The 13,573-nt window shown below is 43.2% G+C and carries 10 protein-coding genes, 9 tRNA genes and 3 rRNA genes; 3 read left to right on the plus strand and 19 right to left on the minus strand.

Annotated features, from left to right (window positions below; translation table 11 throughout):
• Window positions 1–18: 18 nt before the first annotated feature.
• Both JFU24_RS15415 and sigW read right to left on the minus strand, forming a co-directional pair.
• Window positions 19–648: an anti-sigma factor family protein gene (locus tag JFU24_RS15415; RefSeq protein ID WP_201188245.1), complete on the minus strand. Its 630-nt coding sequence runs from the start codon at window positions 646–648 to the stop codon at window positions 19–21.
• A 16-nt stretch (window positions 649–664) separates the two neighbouring features.
• Entirely contained in the window at window positions 665–1,228 is a 564-nt protein-coding gene (gene sigW / locus JFU24_RS15420) for an RNA polymerase sigma factor SigW (RefSeq protein WP_098176663.1), read from the minus strand.
• Between the two features lie 170 nt (window positions 1,229–1,398).
• Between sigW and JFU24_RS15425 the strand changes: the two genes are divergently transcribed.
• A complete protein-coding gene (locus JFU24_RS15425; protein WP_098176662.1) occupies window positions 1,399–1,584 on the plus strand; it encodes an aspartyl-phosphate phosphatase Spo0E family protein in 186 nt (61 codons plus the stop codon).
• Between the two features lie 132 nt (window positions 1,585–1,716).
• On the opposite strand, the gene rocF is transcribed toward JFU24_RS15425, so the two are convergent.
• The 14 genes from rocF to JFU24_RS15495 form a co-directional block, all read right to left on the minus strand.
• Window positions 1,717–2,619: an arginase gene (gene rocF, locus JFU24_RS15430; protein ID WP_201188241.1), complete on the minus strand. Its 903-nt coding sequence runs from the start codon at window positions 2,617–2,619 to the stop codon at window positions 1,717–1,719.
• Between the two features lie 237 nt (window positions 2,620–2,856).
• A tRNA-Ala gene (locus JFU24_RS15435) sits at window positions 2,857–2,932 on the minus strand.
• A 21-nt stretch (window positions 2,933–2,953) separates the two neighbouring features.
• Window positions 2,954–3,025 (minus strand) — tRNA-Gly (locus tag JFU24_RS15440).
• Between the two features lie 3 nt (window positions 3,026–3,028).
• Window positions 3,029–3,103: transfer RNA gene (locus JFU24_RS15445), tRNA-Gln, on the minus strand.
• Window positions 3,104–3,206: 103 nt separating this feature from the next.
• A tRNA-Tyr gene (locus JFU24_RS15450) sits at window positions 3,207–3,290 on the minus strand.
• 18 nt (window positions 3,291–3,308) lie between these two features.
• Window positions 3,309–3,384: transfer RNA gene (locus JFU24_RS15455), tRNA-Thr, on the minus strand.
• A 19-nt stretch (window positions 3,385–3,403) separates the two neighbouring features.
• Window positions 3,404–3,479, minus strand: a tRNA-Val gene (locus JFU24_RS15460).
• A gap of 18 nt (window positions 3,480–3,497) precedes the next feature.
• Window positions 3,498–3,572: transfer RNA gene (locus tag JFU24_RS15465), tRNA-Glu, on the minus strand.
• Between the two features lie 29 nt (window positions 3,573–3,601).
• Window positions 3,602–3,674: transfer RNA gene (locus tag JFU24_RS15470), tRNA-Thr, on the minus strand.
• Window positions 3,675–3,677: 3 nt separating this feature from the next.
• A tRNA-Asn gene (locus JFU24_RS15475) sits at window positions 3,678–3,752 on the minus strand.
• A gap of 46 nt (window positions 3,753–3,798) precedes the next feature.
• Window positions 3,799–3,914 (minus strand): 5S ribosomal RNA (rrf, locus tag JFU24_RS15480).
• Window positions 3,915–3,988: 74 nt separating this feature from the next.
• A 23S ribosomal RNA gene (locus JFU24_RS15485) occupies window positions 3,989–6,922 on the minus strand.
• Window positions 6,923–7,097: 175 nt separating this feature from the next.
• Window positions 7,098–8,650 (minus strand): 16S ribosomal RNA (locus JFU24_RS15490).
• Together the 16S, 23S and 5S rRNA genes with 9 tRNA genes alongside form the textbook arrangement of a ribosomal RNA operon.
• Window positions 8,651–8,939: 289 nt before the next feature.
• Window positions 8,940–9,170 (minus strand): hypothetical protein, encoded by a 231-nt coding sequence (locus JFU24_RS15495; RefSeq protein WP_201188239.1) that lies wholly within the window; start codon window positions 9,168–9,170, stop codon window positions 8,940–8,942.
• 132 nt (window positions 9,171–9,302) lie between these two features.
• Between JFU24_RS15495 and pdaB the strand changes: the two genes are divergently transcribed.
• Window positions 9,303–10,055 (plus strand): polysaccharide deacetylase family sporulation protein PdaB, encoded by a 753-nt coding sequence (gene pdaB, locus JFU24_RS15500; protein ID WP_201188237.1) that lies wholly within the window; start codon window positions 9,303–9,305, stop codon window positions 10,053–10,055.
• 129 nt (window positions 10,056–10,184) lie between these two features.
• Here the strand turns inward: pdaB and JFU24_RS15505 are convergent, their stop codons facing one another.
• Window positions 10,185–10,862: a KinB-signaling pathway activation protein gene (locus JFU24_RS15505; RefSeq protein ID WP_201222445.1), complete on the minus strand. Its 678-nt coding sequence runs from the start codon at window positions 10,860–10,862 to the stop codon at window positions 10,185–10,187.
• 137 nt (window positions 10,863–10,999) lie between these two features.
• Here JFU24_RS15505 and gerD point away from each other — a divergent pair, with 137 nt between their 5' ends.
• Entirely contained in the window at window positions 11,000–11,599 is a 600-nt protein-coding gene (gene gerD, locus JFU24_RS15510; protein WP_201188235.1) for a spore germination lipoprotein GerD, read from the plus strand.
• 36 nt (window positions 11,600–11,635) lie between these two features.
• Here gerD and JFU24_RS15515 read toward each other — a convergent pair whose 3' ends face one another.
• Window positions 11,636–12,694, minus strand: a complete 1,059-nt coding sequence (locus tag JFU24_RS15515; RefSeq protein WP_201188234.1) for an Mrp/NBP35 family ATP-binding protein — start codon at window positions 12,692–12,694, stop codon at window positions 11,636–11,638.
• 149 nt (window positions 12,695–12,843) lie between these two features.
• On the minus strand, window positions 12,844–13,560 hold the full coding sequence (cwlD, locus tag JFU24_RS15520) for an N-acetylmuramoyl-L-alanine amidase CwlD (RefSeq protein WP_201188232.1): 717 nt from the start codon (window positions 13,558–13,560) through the stop codon (window positions 12,844–12,846).
• Between the last annotated feature and the right edge of the window lie 13 nt (window positions 13,561–13,573).

Genomic DNA, 13,573 nt, shown 5'->3' on the forward strand with positions numbered 1-13,573 from the left:
GCATTCGCTCAGCTCATCTTACTCCTTATTCCCTTTTTCCTCTTTAATAGGAAGCACAGACGTTGCGGTATCCTTAATTTTGTACCACATCCACTCAAAAGCTTGGTCAATAACATGGATGCTTCCGGTCACATTCCCCGCCTTAGACATATAATTATGTCCATTAATGACCGTCACATCTCCCTTCACTTCACCTTCAATTCGAATGTTACCGTTTTGAACTACCACATTCCCCTCAACGGTCTCACCTGCAGGCACAATCACCGTTTCTCCTTCGACTAATAAATTAGATTGCTTGGAAACTGAAAAATGTTCGTCCTGATTATATGTGGAAAAAAGAGAACCTGTCATCAATACAATGAACACGGCTGCTGCCGTCATAAAAGGATGGCTTTTTAACCAACGCTTGGCACCCGTTGTTTTCGTTTCCTTTGGCAATTGAGCCATTACCCTTGCTGTAAAGTCATCTGGAGCCTTAATATGGGAGGTACTTTGTACAAGAGCGACTGCCTTTTTCATTTCATGAAAATAATCCCGGCATTCAGCACAAGTATGCAAGTGATCACGTAAAGCTTCTTTATGCTCTGGTTTGATGTCCTCATCTAAATAATCATGCATATAATCAATGATTTCCTCATGGTAGTTCATTTTTCTCACCTTCTTTTTATAAATGGCGTAGTTGTTTACGCAAGGCTTCCCGACCACGATGTATTCTCGTCTTAACCGTGCCGACTGGCAAATCAAGTATTTCACTGATTTCCTTTAACGATAATTCTTCAATGTACTTCAATACGATTACCGACCGATATTTCTCCGGCAACTTCATAATTTCTACTTGAATGGTTTCCTGAAGTTCTAAAGATTCAACTTCATCCTCGGGCTTTGCCATATCTGATGCAATTTGGGAATACATATTCAATCCCTCAGTTCCACTAACTTCTGCATCCAAATAGTAATCCGGCTTTTTCTTACGAAGACGGTCAATGCAAAGATTCGTCGCAATACGGTATAACCACGTAGAAAATTTCATTTGTATATTGAAACTACGAATATTCACAAAGGCTCTAACAAAGGCCTCTTGTGCCAAATCTTCTGCTTCTTGCCTGTTTCCGAGCATCCTAAAACATATCTGGAAAACTTTGTCCTTGTATAGTTCGACAATTTCCCCAAATGCATTATGGTCTCCCTTTAATACTTGATTAATTCTCTCTTTAATGAGTGCATCCATTTTCCGGTTTTTACCCCCGCTCATGCGGCTATACGATTATTACGAATCGTAAGCTAAAAGGTTTCAAAATTTATTACTTTAATTTTAACAAAGTTTTACAATTTATGTTTAAGAAAAAAAACAAGGCTATATAATTAAAAATTGTAAAACCTAAGGGAGTGAATCGCTGTATGACTGCTGAACAAATTTTAGATCATATTGAACTATACAGACAGAAAATGATAATTTTAGCTTCCCGCTCCTCGATGGTTGATAATGAAGTTATTGAAGTAAGCAGTAAACTAGATGTTTTGATCAATCAATACTTCCATTTAACTAAAAATGGAAGCCAAATCGACCGATGTGCTCTAAAGTGAATATGGAGCTGAGATTACAACCATATAAATATAGATATTATAAAACCATCCTGAAAAATCAACTTACGTCTTCTAGCATATAAAAAACAGTAACCTAACACAAGCTGGTTACTGTTTCTTTTATTTTATCAGTTATACTAGCTTTTCTCCAAATAGCGAGCCCATTAAGGCCACGGCAACGATTGCGGTTTTATTACGTTCATCTAAAATAGGGTTTACCTCAACAAATTCAGCTGATGTAATTAACTCAGACTCCGCCAGCATTTCCATAGCCAAATGACTCTCACGATAACTAATACCACCAATTACCGGTGTTCCTACCCCAGGCGCATCCGCGGGATCTACTCCATCCAGGTCCAAAGAAAGGTGAACACCATCTGTTCTTTCTCTTAAATAATCTATACACTCTTCCATGACTCTAGCCATTCCCATTCGGTCAATTTCATGCATTGTAAACACTTTAATCCCTTTTTCACGTATTAATTCTTTTTCACCTTCATCTAATGAACGTGCCCCGATAATTACGATATTTTCTGGTTTTACTTTAGAAGTTGAACCATGAATATTGACTAGATCGGGATGGCCAAGCCCCATACTGACAGCCAGAGGCATACCATGTATATTCCCTGATGGTGAAGTTTCCTCCGTATTTAAATCTCCATGTGCATCATACCAAATTACACCTACATTTTCATAGTGCTTCGAAACCCCTGCGAGTGTTCCGATGGCTATCGAATGGTCTCCCCCAAGAACGAGCGGGAAAGATCCGTCTTGTATAATTTTATCTACTCTTGTTGCTAATTGAATGTTTCCCTTAGCAACTAGCGATAAGTTTTTTAAATTTGTACCAGATTTCTGTGCATTTTCAGGGCGTCCTACTACTATATCTCCTAAATCCTCAACTTCTATTTTTAATCGTTCAAGCCGTTCGACAATCCCTGCACAGCGGATTGCACTCGGTCCCATATCAACCCCTCGTCTCGCCTGACCAAGATCCATAGGTAGACCGATAATGGAAATTTTCTGAATAGACATATAATTCCCCCTTTCTACCATTTTATATCTTATATGCCTAGTGGTTCAACTGAACATTTATATGTATAAAGATGCAGCTAATTAGCTTTTTTACAGTATTTACTCTTTGTCTTAAAATCCCTAATTGAACCGTTCTCTTATTAGAAGGTAAAAGTAATAAAAGTTAGATATTTAAAATAAAAAAAAGTCTTAAGCCGTAATCGGCTTAAGACGTAAGTTTTAGTGTATGTAGTTAGATGGTGGAGCCTAGCGGGATCGAACCGCTGACCTCCTGCGTGCAAGGCAGGCGCTCTCCCAGCTGAGCTAAGGCCCCTAAAGGAATAAATATATAGTAAGCGGAAGACGGGATTCGAACCCGCGACCCCAACCTTGGCAAGGTTGTATTCTACCACTGAACTACTTCCGCAAATGGCTGGGCTAGAAGGGATCGAACCTTCGCATGACGGAATCAAAATCCGTTGCCTTACCGCTTGGCTATAGCCCAATATATAATATGTATAATTAATATTCAACAAAATAAAAAGGTGGTAATCATATATTTCCCTTTTACAGAGAATATATAACTGATCCACAGGTTTTTATTAAAATGGTGGAGGGGGGCAGATTCGAACTGCCGAACCCGAAGGAGCGGATTTACAGTCCGCCGCGTTTAGCCACTTCGCTACCCCTCCGCAATATATGGTTGTAAATGGTGCCGGCAAGAGGACTTGAACCCCCAACCTACTGATTACAAGTCAGTTGCTCTACCAGTTGAGCTACACCGGCAAATATTTTTAAAATAAAATGGTGGAGGATGACGGGATCGAACCGCCGACCCTCTGCTTGTAAGGCAGATGCTCTCCCAGCTGAGCTAATCCTCCGGACTAATAAGTATATAATGGTGACCCGTACGGGATTCGAACCCGTGTTACCGCCGTGAAAGGGCGGTGTCTTAACCGCTTGACCAACGGGCCGATATTTTATGATAATAGATAGATTGGGAAGCTCCCAAGCGGATTCGAACCGCTGACCTCTTCCTTACCATGGAAGTGCTCTACCTACTGAGCTATGGAAGCATATGGCTCCGCAGGTAGGACTCGAACCTACGACCGTTCGGTTAACAGCCGAATGCTCTACCACTGAGCTACTGCGGAATAATATAATGTTTCCTAATACTCATTTAAAGATTTTAAATGAATAGCCTGGCAACGTCCTACTCTCACAGGGGGAAACCCCCAACTACCATCGGCGCTGAAGAACTTAACTTCCGTGTTCGGAATGGGAACGGGTGTGACCTCTTCGCCATCATTGCCAGACTATATTCATTTTTTTGAAGAAATTTTCATTCCTTCAAAACTAGATAATAAGAAGGTATTTCATTTTTTAAAGCGTGGTTAAGTCCTCGATCTATTAGTATCAGTCAGCTCCACATGTCGCCACGCTTCCACCTCTGACCTATCAACCTGATCATCTTTCAGGGATCTTACTAGCTTGCGCTATGGGAAATCTCATCTCGAGGGGGCTTCATGCTTAGATGCTTTCAGCACTTATCCCGTCCGCACGTAGCTACCCAGCTATGCCTTTGGCAAGACAACTGGTACACCAGCGGTGCGTCCATCCCGGTCCTCTCGTACTAAGGACAGCTCCTCTCAAATTTCCTGCGCCCGCGACGGATAGGGACCGAACTGTCTCACGACGTTCTGAACCCAGCTCGCGTACCGCTTTAATGGGCGAACAGCCCAACCCTTGGGACCGACTACAGCCCCAGGATGCGATGAGCCGACATCGAGGTGCCAAACCTCCCCGTCGATGTGGACTCTTGGGGGAGATAAGCCTGTTATCCCCGGGGTAGCTTTTATCCGTTGAGCGATGGCCCTTCCATGCGGAACCACCGGATCACTAAGCCCGACTTTCGTCCCTGCTCGACTTGTAGGTCTCGCAGTCAAGCTCCCTTGTGCCTTTACACTCTACGAATGATTTCCAACCATTCTGAGGGAACCTTTGGGCGCCTCCGTTACTCTTTAGGAGGCGACCGCCCCAGTCAAACTGCCCACCTGACACTGTCTCCCACCCCGATAAGGGGCGCGGGTTAGAATTTCAATACAGCCAGGGTAGTATCCCACCAACGCCTCCACCGAAGCTAGCGCTCCGGCTTCTCAGGCTCCTACCTATCCTGTACAAGCTGTACCAAAATTCAATATCAGGTCAGCAGTAAAGCTCCACGGGGTCTTTCCGTCCTGTCGCGGGTAACCTGCATCTTCACAGGTACTATAATTTCACCGAGTCTCTCGTTGAGACAGTGCCCAGATCGTTACACCTTTCGTGCGGGTCGGAACTTACCCGACAAGGAATTTCGCTACCTTAGGACCGTTATAGTTACGGCCGCCGTTTACTGGGGCTTCGGTTCAAAGCTTCGCTTGCGCTAACCTCTCCCCTTAACCTTCCAGCACCGGGCAGGTGTCAGCCCCTATACTTCGCCTTGCGGCTTCGCAGAGACCTGTGTTTTTGCTAAACAGTCGCCTGGGCCTATTCACTGCGGCTTTTCCGGGCTATTCACCCTAAAAAGCACCCCTTCTCCCGAAGTTACGGGGTCATTTTGCCGAGTTCCTTAACGAGAGTTCTCTCGCACACCTTAGGATTCTCTCCTCGCCTACCTGTGTCGGTTTGCGGTACGGGCACCTTACATCTCACTAGAGGCTTTTCTTGGCAGCTGTGGAATCAGGAACTTCGGTACTATATTTCCCTCGCCATCACAGCTCCGCCTTAATGGAAACGGGATTTGCCTCGTTTCCGGCCTAACTGCTTGGACGCGCATATCCAACAGCGCGCTTACCCTATCCTTCTGCGTCCCCCCATCGTTCAAACGATGTATAGGTGGTACAGGAATATCAACCTGTTGTCCATCGCCTACGCCTTTCGGCCTCGGCTTAGGTCCCGACTAACCCTGAGCGGACGAGCCTTCCTCAGGAAACCTTAGGCATTCGGTGGAAGGGATTCTCACCCTTCTTTCGCTACTCATACCGGCATTCTCACTTCTAAGCGCTCCACCAGTCCTTCCGGTCTGACTTCAACGCCCTTAGAACGCTCTCCTACCATCGACACCATACGGTGTCAATCCACAGCTTCGGTGATACGTTTAGCCCCGGTACATTTTCGGCGCGGAGTCACTCGACCAGTGAGCTATTACGCACTCTTTAAATGATGGCTGCTTCTGAGCCAACATCCTGGTTGTCTAAGCAACTCCACATCCTTTTCCACTTAACGTATACTTTGGGACCTTAGCTGGTGGTCTGGGCTGTTTCCCTTTCGACTACGGATCTTATCACTCGCAGTCTGACTCCCAAGAATAAGTATTTGGCATTCGGAGTTTGACTGAATTCGGTAACCCGTTGGGGGCCCCTAGTCCAATCAGTGCTCTACCTCCAATACTCTCATCTTGAGGCTAGCCCTAAAGCTATTTCGGAGAGAACCAGCTATCTCCAGGTTCGATTGGAATTTCTCCGCTACCCACACCTCATCCCCGCACTTTTCAACGTGCGTGGGTTCGGGCCTCCATTCAGTGTTACCTGAACTTCACCCTGGACATGGGTAGATCACCTGGTTTCGGGTCTACGACCTCATACTCATTCGCCCTATTCAGACTCGCTTTCGTCGCGGCTCCGTCTTATCAACTTAACCTCGCATGAAATCGTAACTCGCCGGTTCATTCTACAAAAGGCACGCCATTACCCATTAACGGGCTTTGACTACTTGTAGGCACACGGTTTCAGGATCTATTTCACTCCCCTTCCGGGGTGCTTTTCACCTTTCCCTCACGGTACTGGTTCACTATCGGTCACTAGGTAGTATTTAGCCTTGGGAGATGGTCCTCCCTGCTTCCGACGGGATTTCTCGTGTCCCGCCGTACTCAGGATCCACTCAGGAGGGAACGAAGTTTCAACTACAGGGTTTTTACCTTCTTTGACGGACCTTTCCAGATCACTTCATTTACCCCGTTCCTTTGTAACTCCATGTTGAGTGTCCTACAACCCCAAGAGGCAAGCCTCTTGGTTTGGGCTAATTCCGTTTCGCTCGCCGCTACTCAGGAAATCGCATTTGCTTTCTCTTCCTCCGGGTACTTAGATGTTTCAGTTCCCCGGGTCTGCCTTCAGTACCCTATGTATTCAGGTAAAGATACTGTTCCATTACGAACAGTGGGTTTCCCCATTCGGAAATCTCCGGATCAAAGCTTACTTACAGCTCCCCGAAGCATATCGGTGTTAGTCCCGTCCTTCATCGGCTCCTAGTGCCAAGGCATCCACCGTGCGCCCTTTCTAACTTAACCGTTAAAAAAGATCTTACTGATGCTTTGAAAAAATTAATTGCCTTCTATCTATTATCTAGTTTTCAAGGAACAAAGAAGAAAAAATTCCATCACAACGTGATGAGATCTTTCGTATCTGAATGAATTACTCATTCAAAACTGAACAAAACAAAAGCGCTCTCGTATTTATCCTTAGAAAGGAGGTGATCCAGCCGCACCTTCCGATACGGCTACCTTGTTACGACTTCACCCCAATCATCTGTCCCACCTTAGGCGGCTGGCTCCATAAAGGTTACCTCACCGACTTCGGGTGTTACAAACTCTCGTGGTGTGACGGGCGGTGTGTACAAGGCCCGGGAACGTATTCACCGCGGCATGCTGATCCGCGATTACTAGCGATTCCGGCTTCATGTAGGCGAGTTGCAGCCTACAATCCGAACTGAGAATGGCTTTATGGGATTCGCTTACCTTCGCAGGTTTGCAGCCCTTTGTACCATCCATTGTAGCACGTGTGTAGCCCAGGTCATAAGGGGCATGATGATTTGACGTCATCCCCACCTTCCTCCGGTTTGTCACCGGCAGTCACCTTAGAGTGCCCAACTGAATGCTGGCAACTAAGATCAAGGGTTGCGCTCGTTGCGGGACTTAACCCAACATCTCACGACACGAGCTGACGACAACCATGCACCACCTGTCACTCTGTCCCCCGAAGGGGAACGCCCTATCTCTAGGGTTGTCAGAGGATGTCAAGACCTGGTAAGGTTCTTCGCGTTGCTTCGAATTAAACCACATGCTCCACCGCTTGTGCGGGCCCCCGTCAATTCCTTTGAGTTTCAGCCTTGCGGCCGTACTCCCCAGGCGGAGTGCTTAATGCGTTAGTCTGCAGAGACTAAAGGGCGGAAACCCTCTAACACTTAGCACTCATCGTTTACGGCGTGGACTACCAGGGTATCTAATCCTGTTTGCTCCCCACGCTTTCGCGCCTCAGTGTCAGTTACAGACCAGAAAGTCGCCTTCGCCACTGGTGTTCCTCCAAATCTCTACGCATTTCACCGCTACACTTGGAATTCCACTTTCCTCTTCTGCACTCAAGTCCCCCAGTTTCCAATGACCCTCCACGGTTGAGCCGTGGGCTTTCACATCAGACTTAAGGAACCACCTGCGCGCGCTTTACGCCCAATAATTCCGGACAACGCTTGCCACCTACGTATTACCGCGGCTGCTGGCACGTAGTTAGCCGTGGCTTTCTGGTTAGGTACCGTCAAGGTACCAGCAGTTACTCTGGTACTTGTTCTTCCCTAACAACAGAACTTTACGACCCGAAGGCCTTCTTCGTTCACGCGGCGTTGCTCCGTCAGACTTTCGTCCATTGCGGAAGATTCCCTACTGCTGCCTCCCGTAGGAGTCTGGGCCGTGTCTCAGTCCCAGTGTGGCCGATCACCCTCTCAGGTCGGCTACGCATCGTCGCCTTGGTGAGCCATTACCTCACCAACTAGCTAATGCGCCGCGGGCCCATCTATAAGTGACAGCCGAAACCGTCTTTCCATCTTCTCTCATGCGAGAAAAGAACGTATCCGGTATTAGCTCCGGTTTCCCGAAGTTATCCCAGTCTTATAGGCAGGTTGCCCACGTGTTACTCACCCGTCCGCCGCTAATCTCAGGGAGCAAGCTCCCATCGATTCGCTCGACTTGCATGTATTAGGCACGCCGCCAGCGTTCGTCCTGAGCCAGGATCAAACTCTCCGAAGAAATGTTTGACTTGCTCATTTTGCTTTTTTTGATAGTGTGTGCTCACTTAAAAAAATTAACGTTGGCGCTTTGTTTTGTTCAGTTTTCAAAGAGCAATTTGTTTCGCTTTATCTCTTAGCGACTTTTAATATCTTAACATCTTATCTCTGCTTCGTCAATAACTTTTTTAAAAAAGTTTTTTTTGTTCTTTTTTAAAAGCTATTATCTTGCAGCAACTTTTATAATATACCAGCGTATAAATTAATAGTCAATAGATTTTTTAAATTTAATTCACTTTTAAAAATCAGGACTAATTCTTCTCATTAAAGTTTGTTTTTACTTTCATATAAATAAGGCATTCCTTTTCTGTACTTAGCCTTTTAAACAATCTGAAAAGGATATTATATTTTTCATTTATAGCTCTTTTAACTATGCAATCGATTCTATCATCTTGTAAATCAAATAATATTTCATCCATCTCTCTTTTTAAGAGGTACTCTAATTCCTTCTTTTCTTTTTCATTAATCAATAAGCCAAGCATAACTCACACCTCCATCAGTCATTTTTCCCCATTCATCTTAATTTTATGAATTTTTATATTGATTTTTTTGCATAACGGAACAGCCTCTGCATAAATATGAAAACAAGAGCTTTTGGACAAGGGGATGGATTAATGAAATTTTTCATGGTGCTCCAGGCAAAGAACATCAAACATTATTCGTTAATTTTACTTACGGCACTCTTTACCGCTTGGTTCCTTTTTGTACAAAACATTCTTCATTCACCTGTTTTTTCTACCGAAGATGGACCAAAAGCGGTTTATAAAGGGGAAAAGAATGTAGCCGTCACATTCAATATTGGCTGGGGCGATGAAAAAGCAGCCCCGATTTTAGAGACATTGAAAAAAGAAAAGATTAAATCCGCCACCTTCTTCCTTTCCGGATCTTGGGCAGAGCGTCACCCTGACATAGTGGATGAAATTGAAAAAGAAGGCTATGAAATCGGAATGCTCGGATACGATTACAAAGATTATTCCGATCTGGATGACCAAGAAATCATCCGTGATATTTCAAAAGCACAGGAAGCTTTTAAAAAACTAAATGTTAAAAATATCGAGCTTTTACGTGCGCCCACCGGACACTTTGATAAGCGCCTCCTGAAAATTAGTGAAAAATTCGGCTATACTGTGGTTCATTGGAGTATCGATTCAAAGGATTGGACTAACCCAGGCGTTGATCGAATTGTTCATAACGTTAACAAGGCTCAAAAGGGTGATATCATCTTATTACACGCTTCAGACTCAGCAAAACAAACTAATAAAGCATTGCCAGAACTAATAGATGAACTTCGCTCCAAAAATTTAAACTTCGTAAACGTTTCTGAGATGATCTCTAATTCATCAGCAAGCAGTGAAGAAATCCGGTAACATCATTTACTAGAACACAAAAACATAAAAAACTGCGTACTAAGGGTCATGCTTAACCTTTAGGACGCAGTTTTTTGTATGTAGAATTTCTTATGTATTCCGCTTTCCAATAAGGTTAGCCACTTTTACCTACTTCCCTAATTCTCCTGCTTTTAATTTCTTTCCCTTTGCTTTAGTTTGCATCCGTGTTTTTTTACTGGCTAATTCTTTTTGTGAACGATCGATTAATTTGCTTAAAACCAATAATTGATAAGCATTGCATACTAGTAATGGAAACAGCATGAAGTAGAGCCAGCCTTCATCATTAGAACTTAGTACAGGTACCCACTCTAATACTGTGGCCACAACCATAAAAAACATCGCCGGAATAAATGACTGTTTATTTGTTTGTTTCATTTTAAAATAGGCCGTAATCAACGCTGCGGCTAATACAACCAAAGCTAACACAATGTAGGAACTAATCCCCTCACCTGAACCAAAATTAAGATATCGTAAATAGACTAGATCAAATACAACGAAAAGAATAAGTACGAGTTGTACTGCATTCCATAAGGAAGCACTTTTAAATATCCCTAGACCGAAACGATGTATCGTTAAATAGGCAAAAAAACCAGCTTGGCTTATGACACTAAAAATTAATCCGACACCGAATAACCATAAAAACGTTGAAAGAATGGCACTGATTTCAAAAGAAGAAAAATAAGGCTTAAACTCATTCCAACGAGCTAAGAACCCTACAACTCCGCCCGTTACACCACCGATAAGCAATGTTGTTAAAAACAATTTAACTAAATTACGGCTGTTCATTGTTTTCCTCCATACATTTCTATTTCATTTCCTTAATTGTACCAACCAAATTTGGAAAAATCCACTTATTCTACAAGGGAATAATATCGTCGATTGGAACCATATTAACAATAAGAAGGATGAAAGGGGCCCTGCGTATGAGAGTGGGAGTTGCTTTGCTTTTCACGTCATTCTTACTCGTTTGTTCCGGTTGTGCGCAGAATGGAGCAAGCGCAGATAAAAATGAGTATGAAGAGACAAAGAAAATGGTCGTCGATATTTTAAAAACAGACGATGGTAAAAAGGCCATCCAGGATATCATTTCTGATGAGAAAACAAAAACTGAACTTATTATGGACTCAGAGATCATTAAGAAATCCATTGAAGATACGGTCACTTCAGATAAAGGGAAGGAATTTTGGAAAAAGACCTTTAAAGATCCTGAATTTACCTCTGCCTATGCTAAAGCTTTAAAAGACGAACACAAAAAGGTATTGAAAGAATTAACCAATGACCCTCAGTATCGCGGAATGCTTATTGAAATTTTAAAAGACCCAGATTTGGAAAAAGAAATGAATAAGTTACTGAAGACTAAAGACATGCGGGCCATTTATAAAGAAGTTATCATAGAAACTATGGATAGTCCTTTAGTTCAAGCGAAGATCCAAGAAAGATTGGATCAAGCTGTAACAAAAGCAGCTGAAAAGGCAACAAAGGCGGAATCAGGTGATAAAACTGAGAAAAAAGACAAAGAATAACAAAAGGCTGATTCCAATTGGAATCAGCCTTTATTTTTATTGCAACTTTTCAATGACTTTTTTAGCAATATCTTCATAAATTCTGCCTAATCTATGGTCTGCTGCGTAAATAGAAGGTGCAAAATCTTCTTCGTTCCAATCTGGCTGTTGCAAAGGAAGCTGCCCTAAGACTTCTGTACGTAGTTCATCTGCAAGCTTCGCACCGCCGCCTTTACCGAATACATATTCTTTTTCACCTGTCGTTTTACTCTCGAAGAACGACATGTTTTCAATGACACCAATGACTTCATGTTCAGTCTTGATGGCCATCGCGCCCGCTCTTGCTGCAACAAAGGCTGCAGTTGGATGCGGTGTCGTTACGATAATTTCCTTACATGAAGGTAGCATTGTATGCACGTCCAACGCAACATCGCCTGTACCCGGTGGTAAATCAAGGACTAAATAATCTAACTCTCCCCATTCTACCTCGTTAAAGAAACTGTTCAGCATCTTTCCTAGCATTGGCCCTCTCCAGATAATAGGCGCGTTATCTTCTACAAAGAATCCCATTGAGATAACCTGAACACCAAAACGTTCCACAGGAATAATTTTCTCCCCACGCACCACCGGCCTTTTTGTAATCCCCATCATATCTGGTACGCTAAAACCATAAATATCAGCGTCCACAAGTCCAACCTTTTTACCAAGTCGTGCAAGTGAAGTAGCAAAGTTCACTGAAATCGTTGATTTACCAACTCCGCCTTTACCACTAGCAATCGCAATAAATTGCGTCTTGCTATTCGGTCCAAGTAAACCTTGATCCACTTCATCCTGTGGTATATTTTCACGATGCTTGGATAACTCTTCTTCAGAAAGTTCTGTGAAACGAATCCCTACAGATTCTGCCCCGCCTTCTTTCAGCAAGTTCACCACTTCTGTTTGCATTTGCATTTGCTCGGCAGTCCCTGTTTTTGCAATGGCAAGCTTAACGCTTACATGATTTTTTTCAGGCTTTATTTTCACTTCAATGATTCCATTTGTTTCTTCAAGGCTTTTATGTAGAAAAGGGTCTTTAAGATCCTTTAATAAATTCAGTACTTTCTCTTCAGTTAACAAGTCGAGCACCCCTTTGAATTCGTTTTATTTTCCCATTTAAGTATACCATATCACTTAAATAAAGCTTATTATCTGCCCTTTAAGTGAGCACATGACTTTTATCTCAATAATAAAAAGGCCTTGTACCATACAAGACCCGAACTAGAGAATCACTCTTCATCTGAAAGTTTTTCCTCTGTGAAATACCGTAAAATCCCCATATAAATCGAACTTGCAATCTTTTCTTGATACCCATCACTGATAAGGCGTTCCCTTTCCTCCGTATTAGAAAGAAAGCCAATTTCAACAAGCGCCCCTGGTTTCTTCGTATAATTCATCAAATACACATTATTAATCGTTTTTGCATCTCGCTTTGTATTTTCTAGGTTTCTTATGATTTCAGTCTGAATAAACTTTGCCACCTGTTCATTTTCCTCAAACCTTTTCGTATAAAATGTTTGAGCACCTTTTGATGATGCTGACGGAAAAGAATTTAAATGAATACTTAAAAATAAATCCGCTTCTGAATCATTAATCATTTCAACCCGATTTCGCAGGTCTTCCTGTTTTCGCTGACGGATCCCTTTTGTATCCCCCTGTGCCAGATCTTCATCTTTCTCACGAGTCATAATGACAAGGGCACCCTGTTCCTGTAAATAGTCCCTAACCTTTAACGAAACAGAAAGGGCAATTTCTTTTTCCATTACCTTTTGCACATTTGCCCCGCCATCCATTCCTCCATGTCCAGCATCCAAAACGATTACCTTACCTGCCAAGGGAAGGTTCCAGGAGTCCCAAGAATCATCTTCAACAAATTTGAAAGTTACAATTAAAAAAAGGATAAACAATCCCATCGCGATTCCTGTATATTTTAGCTTACTACGCATGAACGTTCTCCTT

The organism is Peribacillus sp. TH27, from assembly GCF_016650915.1.
In the GTDB taxonomy this organism is placed as follows: Bacteria; Bacillota; Bacilli; order Bacillales; family DSM-1321; genus Peribacillus; species Peribacillus butanolivorans.